Here is a 20,319-nt window from a genome sequence, read left to right as displayed (position 1 = left end):
TCCGGCTACCGGTGTCAGCAACGTCGCAAAGCGACGCAGATGGGGAGTGGGTAAATGGGGAATGCAGTCCGGGCCTCGCGAGGCGCGATTTCTCGCAATATTGCAGGCGCTTCGCTTGGCGCGCTGGCGATCGGCCTGTTGATGCCGGCGGCGGCCTTCGCGGCCGAGCTCAAGCCAGCCGAACCAGCGGCCGTTCCAGCCACGGCCCAGCCGGTCGCCGCGCAGGATGCCGCGGCGCAGGACGTGCCCGCGACCGACGAACAGGATATCGTCGTCACCGGCTTCCGCCGCTCGCTCGAACAAGCGCTGACCCTGAAGCGCGACTCGATTTCCGCCGTCGACGCGATCGTTGCCGAGGATATCGCGAAGTTCCCCGACCAGAACCTGGCCGAGTCGCTGCAGCGAATCCCGGGCATCACCATCCAGCGGGACGGCGGCGAAGGCCGCGCGATCACGGTGCGCGGTCTCGGCGCGCAATTCACCCGAGTCCGCGTCAACGGCATGGAGACGGTCGCCACCTCGACCGACGGCGCCAGCGCCAACCGCGACCGCGCCTTCGATTTCAACGTCTTCGCCTCGGAGCTGTTCAGCTCGCTCGTCGTCCACAAGACGGCCGAGGCCTCGCTTGACGAGGGCTCGCTCGGCGCCGTGGTCGACCTGAACACCGGCAACCCGCTTGCCGGCAAGGTCGGCTTTACCGGCGCCCTCTCCGCCCAGGCGTCGTATAACGATCTCAGCAACAATGTCGGTCCGCGCTTTGCCGGTCTGCTGTCGTGGCGCAACGATGCCGGCACCTTCGGTGCATCGGTTTCCGCCGCCTATTCGAAGATCAACACGCTAGAGCTCGGCAACAACTCGGTTCGCTGGGCGCAGGCCCGCTTCGACTCGGTCGATGGCACGCCGTGTTTTTTCAACACCAATGCAGCCGGCGCCCCGACGACCGCCAAGACCAATACCGGCGGCACCTATTTCCAGAACGCGGCTTGCGACAAGGCGGCGCTCGCCTTCCATCCGCGTATCCCGCGCTACGGCGTGGTCGATCACCGCCGCGAGCGCCTCGGCATCACCGCCAGCGTCCAGTTCGCGCCCACGGATTCGACCAAGATCTCGATCGACGGCCTCTATTCGCGCTTCAAGGAGGAGCGCGAAGAGAAATGGGCGGAGGTCCTGCTGCGCAGCAACGAACGCTCGATCGACGTGCTCAACCCCGTCTATGACGGCAACAATAACATGATCTCGGCGACGCTGAACGACGCCTGGGTCCGCACCGAACATTATCTGCGCAAGTCGCAGACCGAATTCTACCAGCTCGGCGGCACCTGGGATCAGGACGTCACCGACAGCTTCCGCTTCACCCTGCTCGGCGGCTTCTCGAAGTCCAGCGCGGACATCCCGGTGGAGACGACCTTCGTCTATGACGACCGGGACGCCGCCGGGTACAAATATGATTACAGCAACATGGCCACCCCGGTGCTGACCTTCGGCACGAGCGTGACAGATCCGGCCAACTTCCAGCTCGCCGAAATCCGCGATCGCCCGTCGAACACGACCAACAAGTTCCGCACCGCTCAGCTGCGCACGGAGTGGGACGTGACGGAGGGCTTCACACTCAAGGCGGGCGGGGTCTATCGCCGCTTCAGCTTCAACACCGCCGGGTTCCTGCGCGACACCGCAGTGTGCGGCAATGGCGGTGCCGACCTGGTGCTGGGCACCCTGACCTGTTCGGCGAACACGGTGTTCGGTCCAAGCGCGATCTACGGCTTCCAGGCGACATCGGCGCTGTCCGACACCGTCAAACTGGGCGATGCCGGCCAGCCAGCGGGCACCACCACGACCTGGCTCGTTCCCAATATCGACGCCGCGGCGAACCTGACCAAGCTGTACAGCCGCACACCACTGGTCGACGCGGGCAATACCCGAAGCGTGACCGAGACGGTGAAGGGCGGCTATTTCCAGGTCGATGTGAAGGGCGATCTCTTCGGCCTGCGCTATGCGGCCAATGCCGGCGTTCGTTATGCCCATACCGACCAGTCTTCGTTCGGCCTGAACAGCGGAACCGGCGTAACGGTCACGCGCGATTATGACGATTGGCTGCCGTCGGTGAACGTCGCGCTATTTCCGACCGAAAGCGTCGTGTTGCGCGGCGCGATCTCGCGGGTCATCACGCGCCCAACTCTGGGCAATCTGACACCGGGCGGTTCGGTCGACGGGTTCAACTATCGCATCACCTTCGGCAATCCGCTGCTCAATCCGTTCCGGGCGACCGCCTACGACCTCGCGCTCGAATGGTATTTCGCGCCGCAGTCGATCGCGTCGGTCGCGGTCTTCAAGAAGAATGTTGATAGCTTCCCGGTTGCGCAAACCTATAGCGGGACGTTCGCGTCTACTGGCCTCCCGAAGTCGGTGCTGCCGACCAGTTCACCGGCCTATATCAACTTCGATCCAAACCAGATCTACACGATTACCGGCAACGTGAACGGGTCGGGCGCGAGCCTGAAAGGCATCGAATTGTCGATCCAGGCGCCTTTCAAATTCCTGCCTGGCTTCCTCTCGAACTTCGGCGGCATCGCCAACGCCACGTTTATCGAATCGAGCGCATCCTACACACTGGCTGGCCCAGTGGTTGTGGTGAAGACCGCGACCGGCGCGTTCGGGCCGAACGTCGCGACCACACGCTCGACGACTCTGTATGGACTGTCCAAGACCGCCATAAACGGCACGCTCTATTATGAAGACAAGAAGTTCAGCGCACGCGGCTCGGTCAGCTACCGCGGTCCGTATGTCGATCAGGGCAGCGCCAACGGCAACCTATTCGAAGGCTATGGCTCGACGATCAACATTGATGCCTCGGTGCGCTATCGCTTTACCGAATGGCTCGAAATGTCAGTCGAAGGCGTGAACCTGACCGACGAATATCGCTATCGCTACAACGACAACGACGCAAACCGCAGTTACGAGAACAACCATTTCGGGCGCACGATCCTGGTTGGCGCGCGCGTGAAGATGTAAGTCCGCCTCCCCTGGACTATCCTGACGGACGCTTGCCTATACGGGCAGCGTCCGTTTCTTTTTCTTTGGAGGTTCCATGTTCGATCGTCGCGACCTGATCCTCGGGACTCTTGCCGCAAGCATGGCAGCCAGCGCGCGGTCGCAGACCCCGCCCCCGGCCAAGGCGGGAGACGCGCCGGTGCCCGGTCTGCCCGATCCAGTGGAGACGATCGATCTATGGCCGAAGGGCGCACCGGGCATGCCCGCCACGCCGCCGGTCGAGGCGGTCGATCAGCGCAGCACCGATCCCGACCTTCCCGATCGTGCGGTCCGCGGCATCACGCGCCCGCGCCTGGTCGTGTTCAGGCCGCGCATCCCCAATGGCGCCGCCGTGCTCGCAATGCCGGGCGGCGCCTATGTCCGCATCGTGGTCGACAAGGAAGGGTATGAGATCGCCCGCTGGCTGAGCGCACGCGGCTATACGGTGTTCGTTCTGTTCTATCGCCTGCCGGGCGACGGATGGAAGGCCGGACCTGACGTCGCGCTGTCGGATGCGCAGCGCGCGATGCGGCTGATCCGGTCGCGCGCGCGGGAGTTCGCGATCGATCCCGAGCGCGTCGCAGCGATGGGCTTTTCCGCCGGTGGCCATCTGTGCTGCGATCTCGCCACGCGCTTTGCGGCAAAGACCTATGATCCGGTCGATGCCGCCGACCGGCTCAGCGCGCGCCCGTTCCTCGCCGCGCCGATCTATGCGGTGCAGTCGATGAGCCTGCCGGTCGCCCATGCGGGCTCACGCGAGCAACTGATCGGCAAGGACGCGAGTCCGGCACTGGAAAGGGCGCACACGCCCGCGGACAATGTCACGAAACAGACCCCGCCCTGCTTCCTGCTCCATGCCGAGGACGATCCGACGGTGCCGGTCGAGAACAGCCTGATGTTCCGCGCCGCGCTGAAGGCGCAGGGCGTGACCGTCGAGACTCACCTGTTCACCAATGGCGGCCACGGCTTCGGGCTGCGCAAGACGATCGGCAAGCCGGTCGCGGCATGGCCCGAGCTGTTCGTCGACTGGGCCAGGACTCAGGGCTTCGCCTGATGGTGACTACAGCGCTCGATAGGTGAAGTTGGAGAAGCGCGCCTCACCAGCTCCGGCCGAATAGAGGCCGGGCCGCAACATCAGGAAACCGCCACGGACATTATGGTGGTATCCCGACACCTCCATGCCGCGATCGAAGCGTGCCCAGGTCCTTCCCCCGTCCCCGCTGGTGTGGATCGCAACGATATGGCGCTTGTTGGAGATCCGCATCCGTATCCTGCGCCCGTGCGGATTGGCCGGCCTGCCGCGCTCGATGCCATATTGGTGCGTGACGAAGCGATCCTGGTCGAAGCCGAGGCCGCAATAGAGCTTCTCGTCGTAGAACAGCACAAGCCCGGCCGTGCCGCCCGGCGCGATTTCGATATCGCATTCGAACTGATAGCCGAGATCGCCCGCGATCAGCAGCAAAGGCGATGAATCGACGGGCGCCACGCCGCTCGCGGTGAGGATCAGCGTTCCGTTCTCGACCCGGGCGCGGATGCTTTCCTTGGGCCCCGGCTTGAAGAAATTCCATTTACCGCCGAGCGCGAGCGTCCTGAAATCGTCGGACAGGGGCTGGCCATGCGGCAGCGCCTGACCGCCCTTCGGCTTGGCGATCGGCGCGGAGAGATCGCCGCCCTTCATCCGGAACCAGCCATCGGCAGTCCATTCGATCGGGTCGAGCAACGCCTGCCGGCCGAGCGTCCAGAAGCCGTTCTCATAGCCGTGATAGATCGACCACCAGCTCTTGTCGGGCGCCTCGACCAGTGAAGCATGGCCGCGGCACCACCATTTCTCCTCATTGTCGACGGTGCGGACCAGCGGGTTGTGCGGGCAATTCTCCCATGGGCCGTGGATCGAGCGGGACCGTGCCGCGATCACCATATGTCCGGTCGGCGGGCCGGCGGTGCCGCCCACTGCTGTGATCATGTAGAACCAGCCGCCATGGCGGACCAGCTTGGGTCCCTCCGGCGAAAAGCCCTCCACATCCCAATCGTCGGGATAGTGCCATGGGTCATAGACATGCTCGACCTCACCGACCGTCGACAGGCCGTCGGCGCTCAGCCGGATGCGGTCGCCGCCCGACAGGAACAGCCAGCGCGATCCGTCCTCGCCCACCGCATGGCAGGGGTCGATATGGCGGTGCAGCCCCAGATCGACCGGATCGCTCCATGGGCCGTCGACATGATCGGCCCAGATCACCCAGATCGAATTGGGGGTCGCCTTGACCGGGATGTAGAGGAAATAGCGCCCCTCATGCTTCTCCAGGGAGACGGCCCATACCGACCCGATATTGCGGGTCAGCGCAGCGGTGCGCGGCTGCCAGTTCACCAAGTCGCGCGAATGCCAGATGGTCAGCCCCGGATAGGAATCGAAGCTGGAAAAGGTCATGTAATAGTCGCTGCCGTCTTTCAGGATCGCCGGATCCGGATGGTCGCCGGCCAGCAGCGGATTGAGGAAGCGCTCGTCGCCCAGGTCAGCGACGCGCTGACGATCATAGCCGCGCCGCCAGTCAGGCACCGCCGGCTTCCGGGTCGCGGCCTCTGCCCCAGCCGGGCCGATCAGCGCGACCGCGGTACCGGCCAAGGCCGTGCCGAACATGTCGCGCCGGTTGATCCCGCCGCCAGTGTCGTCCGTCATCATCGGGCTCCCATGTCCGCAGCGCGCGCTTTCAGCACCGTTAGGCCTCCGTACCGCATCCTGCTATTCCACTTCCGATCGGGGCAAGGCGAGGTCGGAACGGCGTGGAACTGGCGTGGATCGAGGATTTCGTCGCGCTTGCCGAAAGCGGCAGTTTCTCGCGGGCGGCGGAGGCACGCCGTGTCGCACAACCTACCCTTGGCCGCCACATCCGCGCGCTCGAGGAGTGGATCGGCACCGCCTTGTTCATCCGCTCGTCCAGCGGCGTGACGATGACGGCCGCCGGCCTCGAGTTCGAACGCGGCGCGGCCGGCCTGATCGAAACGATCGATCGGCTGCGGCGGGACGCGCGGCAAGTGGGCGAGGCGCGCGACAGCGATACCACCACGCTGCATTTCGCCGCGACTCACGCGCTTGCCTTCTCCTTCTTCCCGGGCTGGATCCGGCAGATCGAACAGCGCGCACCGATCGGCCCCATGCGGTTGTTTTCCGACAGCCTTGCCGCGTGCGAGGAGTTGATGCTGCAGGGCCAGGCGCAATTCCTGCTCTGTCACCGCCACGCACTGGCGACGAGCCGGTTCGAGCCAAGCCAGTTCACCTCGATCGTGGTCGGCATGGACTCGCTGGTGCCGCTCGTGGCGCCCGATCCGGCCGGGTCGCCCCGCTGGTCGCTGGACAGGACGACGGGCACCCTGCCCCTGCTGTCCTACACCGCGGAATCCGGGCTCGGCCAGATCGTCGCCGCGCATGGCATCACCGATCGCGTGCCCGCGCTGGAAAGCGTCTTCGCCGCGCAGCTTGCCGCCACCCTGCTCGGCAAGGCGCGCGAGGGCCGTGGCATCGCCTGGCTTCCCGCCGGGCTTGCGGCGAAGGAAATGGCGAGCGGCATGCTGGTTCGCGCCGGCGGGCCGGACTGGGATGTGCCGATCGAGATCGGCCTGTTCCGCCCGATCGCGCCGCAAGCCGCCGCGGCGGAGCGTTTCTGGGCCAGCCTGACCTGACACGGGCCTATTTGACCGGGAGCACGACGACATTGTTGAGCAAGGTCGTCTCCGGCGCATTGCCCGCCAGTGCGACGCGGACCCGCACCGCACCAGCGGGCAGCGCCAGTTTCACTTTCGCGGTCTTCGGCTGAAGATCCAGCGGCGCGGCGAGCGGGGGTATTGGTGCCGTGGCCAGCATCTTGCCGCCCGCATCCTCGAGCGACACCGTCCCGCCCACCGCGTCGATCGCGCCGAGGCTGTGCACGGTCACCGTCACCGCCCGCTTCGCCACCACCACATCGTCGACGCCGATACCCAGATCGGCGCGCCGCTCCGTCGGCAGGCCCGGCGTCGCCAGCGCGAACTCGAAGACATTCTCGCCCGGCGCAAAGACCAGCGGGATCGACGCGCTGCGTTCGAGCGCGACCTCGCACGCGCCGGCCGGCCCGCTCATCGTCCAGCGCCCGGCGGTCACGTTCCACGCCGTCATGGCGACGCTCTGCGGGCGGCCGCTGGCGTTCCAGGCGATCACCTTGAACCTGCCCATGGTCGCGCCCGGCACCAGGATCGCGACCTGCTCCGCCGCGCCCGGCTCTGCGAAACGCCAGCTCACGCTGTTGCCCGGCCAGTTCTGGTTGCGGCGCAGGGCCACCCCGCCCAGCCGTTCACGCTGCAGGATCTCATTGGGCTGATCGACCCGGTCTGACCACCAATGCCCCTCGGTGTACATATACTGATGCTGCGCCTTGTCGGCGATGGCATCCGCATGCAGCGCGTCGAGCCATTTGGTGTCGCCGGTCGCGTTCCACGCCGCATAGCGCTCGAACGCCCCGCCGCCGCCCGCCCTGGCGGTCAATGCCTTGCCCCAGTCCTTCCCCCGGCCAAGCGCGTCGACCGCATTCTCGTTGATATCGGCAAGCGAGCCCGGACCGCTCTTCGCGGTCCGCGCCAGGATCGGCCGGAGATAAGTCTCGTTGCCAGTGAAGCGCCACGCCGCCCAGGCCGATTGCAGCGGCGTCGCCACCCCGCCACCATCACCCACGCGCTCGGCATCGGTGCGCCAGTTGATCTCATTGGGATAGGCCCAGTTGCCGTCCTTGTCCTGCCGGCCATGCGCCATCCAGCCATCGACCACGCCGGTCACGAGCCCCCGGGCCGACGGATTGCCGTTATAGAGACCCATCAGGATCGGGCCGTGCATCACGGTGAAGCTATAGGGTTTCTGCCATTCCCATGGTCCCTCGCGGTACATTTTCTGCCCGCCATACCAGTTGCTGGCGAAATGCAGGTGCCCGGCCGGGTTCTTCAGGATCACGCCGCCCAGCGCCCGGGTCGTCGCCATCAGCCGTTCGACTGCCTTTGGCTCGCCCCAGTTGAGGTAGAGCCGCTCGGCGTCGCTGTTCAGCCCCTCCTCATAGGCGTGGAGTTCGTCGGTGGTGATCGTGCCCAGTCCGTTGGTGATCATGCCATTGGCATGGGCCGCATCGGACAGCGCGCGGACAGACGCGTTGATCTTGTCGGGCTCCACGCCCATCAGCGCGAGGCCCGGCCATTGCTGCACCAGATCGGTATCGTCGGAGATGCCGCCGCCGAAATCGCCGTATGGCACCTGCCGGTTGTCGATCCACCAGGTGACGAACTGGCGGACCAGCTTCAGGTCCTCGAGCTGCCGGAACGCCCAGAGCGGCACGCCAGCCGGCGCCTGGGGCTGCGTGAAGGCCGGGAGATTCTGCTCGCCATAGCTGATGTCGGCCCAATAGCGCCGCCCCTCGACATTGTCGGGATCGACCCTGAGCAGGTCGGAGATATCGCCATAGAGGCGCCGATAGAGGCCAGCGCGCTTCGACGAGGTATGTTCCTCGACCAGGAAACCCCAATTGTCCTTCACCTGGTTGAACCGGTCGGCGATATGCTCGGGCAGCGCCGCCGCGCGATCCTTGAACACCAGCCGAATTTGCATCCCGTCCAGCGACGCCGCGCCGAAATCGGGCGCGGCCGAAGCGATGCTCAGGAACAGGCTGTCATCGGTCAGGATTCGGTCGCGCAGGTCGAGCCAGACCGTGCGTTTCTGCCCCGGCCTGACCGACACCGACACATCGATCATGTCGCGGCCCGGCCAGATCGGGTCCTTCACCCGGATGTTGAGCGGGATCAGCCCATCCGCGCCCGGCGTCGCCTTCAGGGCGGGTATGTCGATCGCGATGCCGTCGAGCCCGTCATGGACATTCTCCCAGCCATAATTCCACGACCGCGCGGATGGCTTGCCGGGAAAGGCTTCGCCGAAGCCGGACGGGATCAGGACATGGACGATCGGGGCGGCATCGGCGCGATGCTCGATCGCGGTCGTGGCCGCGGCATTGCCCGCGCCGGCGGCGGCCCGCGCGCCCGCCGGAAGGGCGACCACCGTAGTGCGTTCGTCGGGTGCGTAACGGCCGGCGATGTAATCGTTGAGCGACGCGAGCGTGGCGAAAGCCGGTGCCGCATTGGCCTGCACCGTGTAGCTCAGCTTGAAGCTGCCCGCGGGCTCTGCCGCATCGGTTATGTCATAGGCCCAGATTTCCTGGATCGGGGTTTCCTGTGCCGTATTGGCGAAGCGCAGCCGGCCCCCGGTCTTCCGCCCGAAACTGTCGACGCTGCGCACCTCGCCCTGCGGCCGCCGCGCGAGCGTCGCCCAGGAACCGCCATCCGCCGACCAGCTCAGCGCGCCATAGGCCGCACCGCGGATCTCGACGCGGTTGAACGACACGCCAGCCGGCACGGCCAGATCATAGGCCTTGCCGCCCTCCACATAGGTGTTCCAGTCGGGCAGGATGAAATAATCGTCGCGCCCGGCCAGTCGCGAGCGGTTGTAGACGCCCGGCCAGGTCGTCTCGGGGATCCCGTCCACGCCCTTCCAGTTCCACTGCTTCAGGTCCTTCGCATCGGCGAACTCGACCTTGCGGATGCTGGTGGTGTCGCCGGTCAGCGCGGGCGGCGACGCGGTGTCCCAGCCGAAGCGGTGGAGCCAGGCGGCGTGGCGCGATGCTTCGGAAGGTGCGGGCGCGGCGGCCGGCTCCGCATTGTCAGCCAGCGCGGCCACCTCGGCCGCGCCGAGCATATGGTCATAGACGCGAATCTCGTCGACATCGCTGCCGCGCATTAAATTGTAGCGGCTTTGCACCTGATGCGGCGACAGGACGCGCCCGGCCAGGCCGAACTGGTCGAGCCCGGCATCGAGATCGGCCTTGCCGTCCTTGCGCGCGACCTCCTTGCCGTCGACGAACAGCCGCACGCCGACGCCCTCGTCCCAGGAAAAGGCGATATGCTTCCACCGGTCCGCCGCCGGAAGCGGGTCGAGGCGGAACGACACCCGGCTCCGCGCCAGATTGGCGTCAGTAACGAAGGCATCGAAACCGTGCCCGTTCCAGTCGATCCGCAGGAACGCCATGTCCCAGCTCGAATGATCGGCGAAGCCGACGCGGAAGATCGCGAACGGTGCCTCACCCACCGGCGTGCGGGGCCGCCAGAAGAAGGAGAGCGTGCCCCGCTGCGCCAGGATGTTGCCCGGCGCGCGCCAGGCGACATAACCGTCATCCTCCCACTGGATCGCTCCGCCCGACTTGCCGGTGGGCACGATCGCGACGTTGCTCTGGAAATTGGGCTCGGCCTCACCCCCGGCAGGCTCGGCGATCAGGTTTTTGTCGGCGGGAGCGCGGAACAGCAGGCCGGTGGGGTCGGGCGCTCCCTGAGCGTGCGCGCTGCCCGCGGCCAGCGCAATTCCCAAGGCGATCCAGGATGTACGAAGCCCCAATGTCACACGCGCTCTCCAATGGAGGCGGTTACATCCGCCTTCCTATCGCTACTATGGCAGTCAATGACACCGGTATCAACGTGCGTTCGAGTATCTGGAGCGCTCTCCTAGCCAAAACAGGCGAACGCCGTGTCATTGCCGAGAAAACGCATTGGCGCTGTCCCCTTACCACTGTCGATGATCGAGATCGGGATAACGCGGGAACGATATGAGTTGAATCGAAGCGCTGCAGAGCGCGAATGGGAGACGAGCGGCGAGAGATATGGGACACCATGTGTCTCATATCTCCCTACGGCTCCCGATCGCCTAGATCTCCGTTATTCCAATTAATTTCAGGTACTTAGATTCAAACGGATATCAAGTTCATAAAGCGGCGGCGGGACACGGCCCGCCGCCTTTCATCAGAACTTGGCGCCGGCCCTCACCCCGATCGTGCGCGGATTGATCGGCACGATATAAGGCCGCTGCGAGCAGCTTCCGCATTCCTGGAAGCGCGACAGCTGGCCGCGCTCGTCGAACGCGTTCTGCACGAACAGTTCGAGCGTGTAGTTGGTGAATTCGGCGCCGATCGCGAAATTCGCGGTCGTGTAAGCCGGCAGGCGTCCCTGCAGCGCGGCTGGATTGACCACCGCGAACGTCCCCGCCTGGATGACCGCAGTGCGGATATCGGACGAGGCCGAGCTCTGGTAGGCGACCACGCCCTGGAGATAGGGCTTCAGCGTGCCGAGGTCGAAGGTATAGCGCGCCGTGCCGTTGACCTTGACGCGTGGCGTAACCGGAAGCCTGGTGCCGGCAGGTGCCGATATCAAATTATCCTGTCCGCCCGGCCCCGGCAGTGTGCAGGCAAAGGTCGGATCGTCATACAGGCACAGATTGTTCTTGGTCTTGGCGTCCGTGTAGGAGCCCGCCGCCGTCAGCACGAGCGGGCCGAGATTGAGATTGGCGTCCATTTCGACACCGCGGATGCGCGCATCGGGGCCATTGTGGATTTCGGTGAAGCTGTTCTGGCCGAGGAAGGCGAACTGGAACGCTTTCCATTCCTGCTGATAGATCGCGCCGTTGAAACGGAGCTTGCCGCCCGCCAGCGTCGTCTTCCAGCCGATCTCGTAGTTGGTCAGGAAGTCGGCGGCATAGGGCGGGATGGTACCGCGCCGATTGATGCCGCCCGGCCGGAAGCCGCGCGACCAGGTGCCGTACAGCAGCACGTCCTCGACCGGCTTCCACGTCAGGTTGAGTTTGTGCGTGAAACCCTGGCCCTGAGTGTTGACGGGCTGCAAGCCGCGCCCGACCGCATAGACCGCCAGATTGGTACAGGGGCTGCCCGCGACCGCCGCCGGCAGCAGGGTGAGCGAGCTGCTATAGGTATCGGTATCGCGGTCGTAGAGCCGCTGACCGGACGTGGTGAAACACTGCGCAACACCGGTGCGGTTGCTGCCCGCCGCGTTGGGCGGCCCGTCCGAGAAGCCATTGCCCGGATTGCGTCCGAAGCCGAAGAAGCCGATCAGCGAGTTGTCATAGATGAAGGCGCGGCCGCCGGCGGTCAGAGTCAGGTTCGGCAGGATGTCGAACGCCGCCTCCCCGAACACCGCGTAATCCTTGTCGACGCGGTGCTGCTGGGTCAGCCAGAGCGTGCCCGGGGAACCGTTCACCGACAGTTCGGGCGCGAGACCAGCGACCTGATAATCCTGGTGAATCTCGTTGCTCTGGCGCTGGTAGAAAGCACCGGCCACCACCCGGAACCGCTCACCCTGCGGTGAGGCGACGCGGAATTCCTGGCTCATCTTCTTGAAGTGATCGCTACCGATCACCTTCTGGCGCGGGTCGATCGTGTTGCCGGCCGCATCGTGGAAATAGAAGTAGCTGCTGATGCCGTGGTACGACTGGTAGAGAGTATCATAAGCCTCGGCGTAGTCGGTATAATCGCTCGAGGATAAGGTCTTCCGGTCGAGATAAGCGCCGGCATAGGTCAGATCCCAGTTGCCGAGCTTGCCCTCGATCGTCAGCGCCGCCTGGATGAAGCGGTCGCGGCGATATTCCGGGAAGAAATGCTGGACCTTCAGGTCGCCGAGCCGCGGATCATAGCCATAGCTGCCGTGCGAGCGCGTATCCTGGTAGATCGCGGTCGGCGTGACCGTCCAGTTCTCGTCGAGATCGATCTTCAGCGCGGCGCGGCCGCCCCACAGCTCGGTATCGTTATAATCCTTCTTCACGAACTTCGAATTGTTGACCGTGATACCGCCATTGGTCGCGGTGCAGCCCAGCGGATTGGTCTCGGGCAGGAAGCTGCGGCAGCCGGGCACATTGTCGATATAGCCGGCGTCCTTCTGGTAGAAGCCGACCGCACGGAACGCGATGTCGGGCGAGATCGGGATGTTGATCATCCCTTCCGCCTTGCCGCCGACGCCACCCTTGTTGACTGAGTTCACCTCACCATCCACGCGGCCGTAAAAGCCGCTCGTGTCGGGCTTGTTCGTGATGATGCGGATCGTGCCGGCCTCGGACGAGGCGCCGTAGAGCGTGCCCTGCGGGCCGGCGAGGCTCTCGATGCGGGCAATGTCGTAGACATGCACGTCGAGATTGCCGCCGATCGTGGTGACTGGCTGTTCGTCGAGATAGACGCCGACCGAAGGCAGCGAGCCCGAATGGTTGCCGTCGCCGCCCGAGGCGACGCCGCGCATATAGACCACGTTGGTGCCGGGCGTGCCGCCAAGCGCCTGGAACGACACTGACGGCAACAGCTGGGAATATTCGGCGAAGTTGGCGATGTTGAGCTGATCCAGCTTCTTGGTGCCGATCGCCTGGATGCTGATCGGTACGTTCTGGATATTCTCCTCGCGCTTCTGCGCGGTGACGATGATGTCGTCCTGCTCGGCGGGCGCCGCCTGGGTGTCGGTCGACTGCGCGAAGGCAGGTGTCGCGATGCCGGCAACGGACGCCAGCAGGGCAGTGACGGCGAGTTTACGCTTGGTGACGAGCATCGTAGCCCCCGATGTTATGTATCTGGAGCGATGCTGTTCGCACTCGCAACATCCGTCAATCGGGCGCAGCACACGAAATCATTTCGCCGCCGCATCGTGACAGTTTTGCAACGTTCAGTGGAAGGCGGGAGCTTCCGGATAGGCGTCGAGGACATCGCCCAGAGCTGTCTCGAGCGGATCGAGCCATGGCTCGAACGGCTTCCAGCTTTCCGTGCCCTCGCGGAAGATCGGCTGACGCACCTGTTCCGAGCTGGCGGTGCGCACGGCGCGCTCGGTCTTGTGGAAATCGAGGCATGCGGGATCAAATTCCAGACGGCACGCGACGAGCAGCGCCCGCACTTCCGCCTCGGTATCATCCACCATCCGCTCATAGATCACGCGATGAACGAGGCCCGGTCGCACCGTATCGATATGCGCCATCAGCCGCACATAATCGCGGTAATAGCGGCCCATATCCTCGAGCGAATAGCTGAACGCCTGGCCGCGCGCAAAATGCTGCTTGAAGTTGGAGAAGCAGCACCCGAGCGGATGCCGCCGTGCGTCGACGATCTTCGCGTTGGGCAGGATCAGGTGGATGAAGGGCAAATGCGCCCAGTTGTTGGGCAGCTTGTCGATGAAATAGGGCCGGTCGGTGCGCCGCTGCACGCTGGCGCGGCGCAGATATTCAGCGCCCAGCGCCTCGAGGCGCTCCGGCGCCAGGGCCTCGAGCCGCTGCGGGTAATTGGACACGGCCAGCGCGAGGGCGGGGATGTCGGGCAGTTCGGAGGTGCCCTCGACCAACGGGTGGCTCGACAGGATCTGCTCGACCAGGGTCGATCCGGCGCGGGGCATGCCGAGGATGAAGATCGGGTCGGGCGCATCGCAGCCCTGCCCCGCCCGCGCGTCGAAAAAAGCGGGCGTGCACAGCTTGATGCTGCGGTCGACGAACGTCCCGGTCTCGTCGGCGTCATAGTCGATCTTCGTCCGGCGCAGCGCATTGCCCGCGGCATAATGATCGAACGCTTCGGGCGCCTGTCTGCGATCCTCGAACGCCTTGCCCAGCGCGAAATCAAGATGGAACCGGTCTTCGTCCGATATGTCGTCGCGCGCCAGGGCCGCCTGCATCGCCGCGATATCCGCCTCGTCAAACTTGACGGTCTTCAGATTGGCGAGGCTCCACCATGCCTCGCCCATTTCGGGCTTCAGCGCGATAGCCTCACGATAGGCGGCCACGCCGTCCGCCTGGCGCCCGACCGTCTTGAGCATATGGCCATAGCTCATCCAGACCTTGGGCTGTGTCGGCGCGCTCTTCAGCACTGCCTCGTACAGCTCGATCGCTTCGTCGAACCCGCCGATCCTGCCGAGCGCCGCGGCCTTGAGATTGGCATGACCGGGATTGTCCGGCTCGTCGTCGAGCACCAGATCGAGTTCGGCGATCGCCTCGGTCGGGCGATTCTGCCGGTAGAGCGCGATGGCGAGGTTCGCGCGCGCGGCGGTGAATGCGGGGGACAGCTCCAGCGCGCGGCGCAGCAGCGTTTCGGCATCCTTGTAACGCCCGATCCGCCCGGCCAGCTCGGCGAGCATGCGGATCGCGGCGACGTCGAACGGATCCTCTTTGAGATGCGCGCGCAGCAGCGGCTCGGCGACCGACAGCGCATTGTCGTGCAGCGCGAGCGCCGCATCGATCAGCCGGGGCGGCCAGCGGCTGCTCTCGGGCTGCCAGGAGGATTGCGAGGGGGGAATGCTTGCCATGAGGTGCGCCCAAGAAACATGGTGCGCGCCGCCGATCAAGCCGTAGAGTGCGTTATCGGGGAGATCGCCTATGTCCACATCGCCGTCACGCGCCGCCCTGGGGTTCTGGACCTGTCTGGCGCTGGTGGTCGGCAACATGATCGGATCGGGCGTCTACATGCTCCCGGCGACGCTCGCGCCGCTCGGCTGGAACGGCATGATCGGCTGGTTCGTCACGATCGGCGGCGCGTTGTGCCTCGCCTTCGTCTTTGCCCGGCTCGGCGCGAAGCTGCCCTGTGCCGGCGGGCCCTATGCCTTTACCCGGGCCGCGTTCGGGCCCGCTGCCGGCTTCGCAGTGGCCTGGAGCTATTGGGTGCTGATCTGGTGCGGCAATGCCGCGGTCGCGGTCGCCGTGGTCAGCGCGCTCAGCCTGATCTTTCCCGCGCTCGGGTCGACACCGGGGCTGCCCGCGATCGCTGCGCTGGTCGCGATCTGGGCGCTGATCGCGGTCAATATCCGCGGCGTGGCGCTGGCGGGCAAGGTCCAGTTCGTCACCACCGTCCTGAAGCTGCTGCCGCTGGTCGGCGTGATCCTGCTCGCCGCCTGGCTGTTGCTGCGTGACGGCAGCGGCGCCATCGCGCCCTATACGCCGGTACCGCTCGGTGTCGGCTCGATCGCCGGAGCCGCCGCGATTACTTTCTGGGGCTTTCTCGGCGTCGAATCGGCGACCGTCCCGGCCGACAAGGTGGAGAATGCGGCGCACATCGTGCCGCGCGTGACCCTGATCGGCACGGTGCTGACCGGCCTCGTCTATGTGCTGGTCTCCGCCGCCACGATGTTCCTGATGCCCGCCGCGATCACGGCCGCTTCCCCTTCCCCGATCGCTGAATTCCTGGGTCGCGGCTTCGGATCGGGCACCGCCGAGGTCGTCGCGCTGTTCGCCGCGATCAGCGCGTTCGGTGCGCTCAACGGCTTCATCCTGCTGCAGGGCGAAGTGCCCTGGGCGATGGCGCGCGGCGGCGTGTTTCCCGCCTGGCTGGCGAAGGAAAGCAGCCGCGGCACCCCGGCTCGCGCCCATCTCGTCTCGGGCGTGCTGGTCACCATCGTGACCCTGATGAACTATACCGGATCGATGGGGCAGCTGTTCCAGGACATCGCCTCGATCTCGCTGGCGTCGGGCATGCTTGCCTATCTCGCCTGCGCGCTGGCGGCGATCCGGCTGCTGCCCGACGATGTTCCTCTCAAGCTGGCGGCCGCCATCGCCGCGGCGTTCGTGGTCTGGATGGTCTACGGCCTTGGTCTCAAGGCCGATCTATGGGGCCTTGTGCTGCTGCTGCTCGGCCTGCCGGTTTATTGGATGGTCCACCGCGAGCGGGTCACTTCCAGCGCCGCCACCGCCCCATGATGCCGCGATCGGCGATGATCTCGTGCGCTGCGTTATGGCCCGGCGCGCCAGTGACGCCACCGCCCGGATGGGTGCCGGCACCGCACATATAAAGGCCCTTGATCGGTGACCGGTAGGCGCCATGCCCGAGCACCGGCCGGGACGCCCAGAGCTGATCGAGCGACATATGCCCGTGCATGATGTCGCCGTCGATCAGCCCGAACTTGCGCTCCAGGTCGAGCGGGGAATGGATCTGCCGCGCGATGACCGCGCCCTTGAAGTTCGGCGCGTGCCTGGTGACCGTGTCGATGATCAGGTCCGCCGCCTTTTCGCGCTCGTCGTCCCATGAGCGTCCGTCGGGCAGTTCCGGCGCGAATTGCTGGCAGAACAGGCTGGCGATGTGCATGCCCGGGGGCGCCAGGCTGTCGTCGATCGACGTGGGCAGCTTCATCTCGACGATCGGCTCGTCCGACCAGCCCTTGGCCTTCGCGTCCGTGAAGGCCTTGTCCATATAATCGAGCGTCGGCGAGATGATGATGCCGCAGGTGTGATGCTCGGCCACGTCCTTGCCGGGCAGCACGGTGAAGTCGGGCAGTTCGGAGAGGGCGACGTTCATCCGGAAGGTGCCCGAGCCGGTCTTGAAATTGTCCATCCGCCGCGCGAATTCCGGGGTCATGTCGCTGCGGTCGACCAATTGGCGATACAGCAGCGCCGGGCCGACATTGGCCGCGACGATATCGGCGGCAATCTCCTCGCCGCTTTCCAGCGTCACGCCCGTCACGCGATTGCCGTCGACCAGTACTTTCGCGACCGGGGTCTCGAGGCTGATCTCGGCGCCCATGTCGGTGCAGGCCTCCGCCATGAACTGGGTGATCGCGCCCATCCCGCCGACGCTATGGCCCCAGGCGCCCTTCTTGCCGTTCACTTCGCCGAAGACGTGGTGGAGCAGCACATAGGCCGAGCCCGGCGTGTCGACGCTGGCATAATTGCCGACGACCGCGTCGAAGCCGAACGCGGCCTTCACATATTCGTCCTCGTACCAGCTATCGAGAAAGTCCCGCGCCGACTTGACGAACAGGTCCATCACGTCGCGCTGCGCCTCGATGCCCATGCCGGCGAGCCGCCTGCCCTGCGCTGCCGCCGCGATCAGCGCGCGGATGCCGCCGCCGGCGTTGGGCGGAGTCTTCAGCGCCATGTCGCGCAGCACCTCGGCGACACGCTCGAGCGCTTCCTCGTACTTCGGGAAGGTGTCTGCGTCCTTCTGCGAATAGCGCGCGAACTCCGCGCGGGTGCGATCCTCGCCGCCGCCGAGCTTCAGATAGCCCTTCTCGTTGGGGAAGAAGTTGGAGATCGTCCGCTCGATGATGCGCCAGCCGCGTTCGTGCAGCCGCATGTCCCTGATCACCTTGGGGCGGAGCAGGCTGACCGTGTAACTCGCGGTCGAGTTGCGGAAACCGGGGTAGAACTCCTCGGTGACGGCCGCGCCGCCGACGATCGCGCGGCGTTCCAGTACCCGGACCTTGAGGCCGGCGCGCGCGAGATAGAAGGCGCAGACCAGGCCGTTATGGCCACCGCCGATGATGAGCGCGTCGTATTTTTTCGTCATTCAAACCACCCGTTCGTTTCGAGCGAAGTCGAGAAACCGCATCTGGCGCGTCCGTGGCCGTGTCTCGACTTCGCTCGACACGAACGGCGGTGGGATCGTCAGTCCACCGGGCGCGGTCGCCGGCTCCACCCCGGCGCCGGCGCCTTGTGCAGCCGTGCCTCGGGGATCAGCCGCCGGATCTTCTTCGCAAAGCTGCGCAGGCACACTTCGCTCGCGCCGATCGGGCCGACCGTGTAGCTTTGCGACGCCATGCCCTGCTGCACCCGCGTGATCAGCCAGGTGTCCTCGGCATTGACCGTGCGGTTGATCCGCCAGTTGGCGTAGCGCACCAGCTTCATCTCGCGCCGGTCATCCGGGAGCGCAAAGGCCATCTCGCGCAGCACGCAGGTCGTGGGCGAGAGCGGCAACCACTGCATGAAATCGACCTGATCGGGATAGATGTCGAACGCCATGTTCGGCCACAGCTTGTAATAGAGCCACAGCTTCTGCTGCGCCTCGGGCAGATGCTCCGCGCGCGGCAGATGGGCCTGGTACAGCCGCTCCCACCGGTCGTTCGACGGCTTGTCGGCGAGGTAGCCTGACATCTTGTCGACCCAGGGCTGCGCCTCGATCGCGTAGCTCTTGCCGAACAGCCGGGTCAGCCCGGCATGCGCGACCGGGATGTGCAGATTGTCGGAATAATTATCGCCGACATTCTTCCAGTTCACCGCCCGCTCGCGCAGCCGCACCGGGCTGAGCGTGCGCATCTCCTCGAAACGATAAGGCGCGATCTCGGCTTCGTACGGCGCCATCATCCCGGCGACCGACGGGCCGCCGTCATCCTCGAGCCGCACGAACACGAAGCCGTTCCAGATCTCGAGATCGACCGCCGCCAGGCCGTTCTTCGCCATGTCCAGCGCGGGATAATCGCCCTTCATCGGCACGCCGGTCAGCCGCCCGTCGAGCTCATAGGCCCAGGCGTGATAGGGGCAGACCAGCTTCTTCGCGCAGCCCGCCGGCCCTTCGACCAGCCGCATCGCGCGGTGGCGGCAGACATTGGCGAAAGCGCGCACCGTGCCGTCCTCGCCGCGCACCGCGATCACGCTTTCGCCGATATAATCGAGCGTGTGATAGTCGCCCGGCTTCGGGATGTCGCTGACATGGCAGACGATCTGCCATGACGGCCGGATCACCCGCGCGACCTCGACGTCGAAATATTCGGGATCGGTGTAGAGCCAGCCCGGCAGGCTGAAGTCGGCGTCGGGATCATGCCCTTCCGCCCCCTTGCCTTCGCCAGTGTCCGCGTAGCGATGCGCCATGCCGGCCTCCGTTTCCTTGTTGAACGATCGTATAACAAGAAAGGCGGAGGCGCAACGCGAATGTGTCTCGACTTCGCTCGACACGAACGGGAGAAGGGGCATGTGCACAAACCCGCCTTCACCCGCGCCGAGCCAGATGCGCGCCGCCTGAGCCTGATCGAGGCAACCGCGCGCGTGCTTGCCACCCACGGCGCGACGGGCGTGTCGGTGCGTACCATCTCGGCCGAGGCGGGCGTGTCGCCCGGCTTGCTCGGCCATTATTTCGACGGTATCGATGCGCTGATCGCGGCGACCTATGCGCATGTCGACGCGCAGGTCTCGACTGCCTTCGAGGCCGCCATGGCCGCCGCCGGACCGGAGCCGCGCGCGCGCCTGCTCGCGCATGTCACCGCCAGCTTCGCCAGGCCGATCGCCGATCCCGGCCTGCTTTCGACCTGGATCGCCTTCTGGAGCCTGGTGAAGAGTAATGACGACATCGCCCGGTTGCACCGCGACCTTTACGGCGCGTACCGGCGTGATCTCGAAACCCTGCTCGCCGCCTGCGACATGCCCGGGCCGGAGCGCCGCCTCGCCGCGATCGGCATCAGTGCGATCGTGGATGGCCTGTGGCTGGAACTCTGCCTCGCCCCCGACGCCTTCACCCCAGCCGAGGCGAGCGCGATCGCCGAGCGCCATATCGACGCGCTACTACCTCTCCAGCGCTGAGAAAGAGCCAGGCGGTGATCGCCGCCGCGATCGCCTCGATAGCGCCTGCCGGGCGGCGATTGAATCGACCGTCTGTTGGAATGTCATGAGGGTCGCTGACATTTTGCGCTTACCCGACAAGGTGTGTTAATTATTTTTATATTTTTAAGATACTTATGTGAAAT

11 protein-coding genes are annotated in these 20,319 nt (G+C 65.5%); 5 read left to right on the top strand and 6 right to left on the bottom strand.

Annotation, left to right across the window (positions count from 1 at the left end; genetic code table 11):
- Positions 1-141: 141 nt before the first annotated feature.
- Both ACZ1I2_RS12385 and ACZ1I2_RS12380 read left to right on the top strand, forming a co-directional pair.
- Positions 142-3,009: a TonB-dependent receptor gene (locus ACZ1I2_RS12385; RefSeq protein WP_465181455.1), complete on the top strand. Its 2,868-nt coding sequence runs from the start codon at positions 142-144 to the stop codon at positions 3,007-3,009.
- A 76-nt stretch (positions 3,010-3,085) separates the two neighbouring features.
- Positions 3,086-4,081: an alpha/beta hydrolase gene (locus tag ACZ1I2_RS12380; protein ID WP_465177030.1), complete on the top strand. Its 996-nt coding sequence runs from the start codon at positions 3,086-3,088 to the stop codon at positions 4,079-4,081.
- A 6-nt stretch (positions 4,082-4,087) separates the two neighbouring features.
- On the opposite strand, the gene ACZ1I2_RS12375 is transcribed toward ACZ1I2_RS12380, so the two are convergent.
- Positions 4,088-5,701 (bottom strand): family 43 glycosylhydrolase, encoded by a 1,614-nt coding sequence (locus ACZ1I2_RS12375; protein ID WP_465177031.1) that lies wholly within the window; start codon positions 5,699-5,701, stop codon positions 4,088-4,090.
- 104 nt (positions 5,702-5,805) lie between these two features.
- Between ACZ1I2_RS12375 and ACZ1I2_RS12370 the strand changes: the two genes are divergently transcribed.
- Positions 5,806-6,702 carry a LysR family transcriptional regulator gene (locus ACZ1I2_RS12370; protein WP_465177032.1) on the top strand — a complete coding sequence of 299 codons (897 nt, stop codon included), beginning with the start codon at positions 5,806-5,808 and terminating at the stop codon, positions 6,700-6,702.
- A gap of 7 nt (positions 6,703-6,709) precedes the next feature.
- Here the strand turns inward: ACZ1I2_RS12370 and ACZ1I2_RS12365 are convergent, their stop codons facing one another.
- From ACZ1I2_RS12365 to ACZ1I2_RS12355, 3 genes are all read right to left on the bottom strand, one after another.
- Complete coding sequence (locus ACZ1I2_RS12365; RefSeq protein WP_465177033.1) at positions 6,710-10,480, bottom strand: LamG-like jellyroll fold domain-containing protein; 3,771 nt, start codon at positions 10,478-10,480, stop codon at positions 6,710-6,712.
- Between the two features lie 395 nt (positions 10,481-10,875).
- Positions 10,876-13,452 carry a TonB-dependent receptor gene (locus tag ACZ1I2_RS12360; RefSeq protein WP_465173829.1) on the bottom strand — a complete coding sequence of 859 codons (2,577 nt, stop codon included), beginning with the start codon at positions 13,450-13,452 and terminating at the stop codon, positions 10,876-10,878.
- A gap of 114 nt (positions 13,453-13,566) precedes the next feature.
- Positions 13,567-15,183, bottom strand: a complete 1,617-nt coding sequence (locus tag ACZ1I2_RS12355) for a tetratricopeptide repeat-containing sulfotransferase family protein (RefSeq protein ID WP_465177034.1) — start codon at positions 15,181-15,183, stop codon at positions 13,567-13,569.
- Positions 15,184-15,253: 70 nt separating this feature from the next.
- On the opposite strand from ACZ1I2_RS12355, the gene ACZ1I2_RS12350 reads away from it, so the two are divergent.
- The gene (locus ACZ1I2_RS12350) at positions 15,254-16,567 is read left to right on the top strand and encodes an amino acid permease (protein WP_465177035.1); all 1,314 of its coding nucleotides are present in this window, start codon (positions 15,254-15,256) and stop codon (positions 16,565-16,567) included.
- Here ACZ1I2_RS12350 and ACZ1I2_RS12345 read toward each other — a convergent pair.
- Positions 16,539-18,152, bottom strand: a complete 1,614-nt coding sequence (locus tag ACZ1I2_RS12345) for a phytoene desaturase family protein (protein ID WP_465177036.1) — start codon at positions 18,150-18,152, stop codon at positions 16,539-16,541. The two genes, ACZ1I2_RS12350 and ACZ1I2_RS12345, sit on opposite strands and share 29 nt — an antisense overlap.
- A 98-nt stretch (positions 18,153-18,250) precedes the next feature.
- Entirely contained in the window at positions 18,251-19,450 is a 1,200-nt protein-coding gene (locus ACZ1I2_RS12340; RefSeq protein ID WP_465177037.1) for an aromatic ring-hydroxylating oxygenase subunit alpha, read from the bottom strand.
- 102 nt (positions 19,451-19,552) lie between these two features.
- Between ACZ1I2_RS12340 and ACZ1I2_RS12335 the strand changes: the two genes are divergently transcribed.
- A complete protein-coding gene (locus ACZ1I2_RS12335) occupies positions 19,553-20,155 on the top strand; it encodes a TetR family transcriptional regulator C-terminal domain-containing protein (RefSeq protein WP_465173834.1) in 603 nt (200 codons plus the stop codon).
- Positions 20,156-20,319: the final 164 nt, after the last annotated feature.

The sequence above is a fragment of the Sphingomonas sp. BL-S-29 genome (genome assembly GCF_055521495.1).
This window is presented reverse-complemented; position numbering and strand designations above follow the sequence as displayed.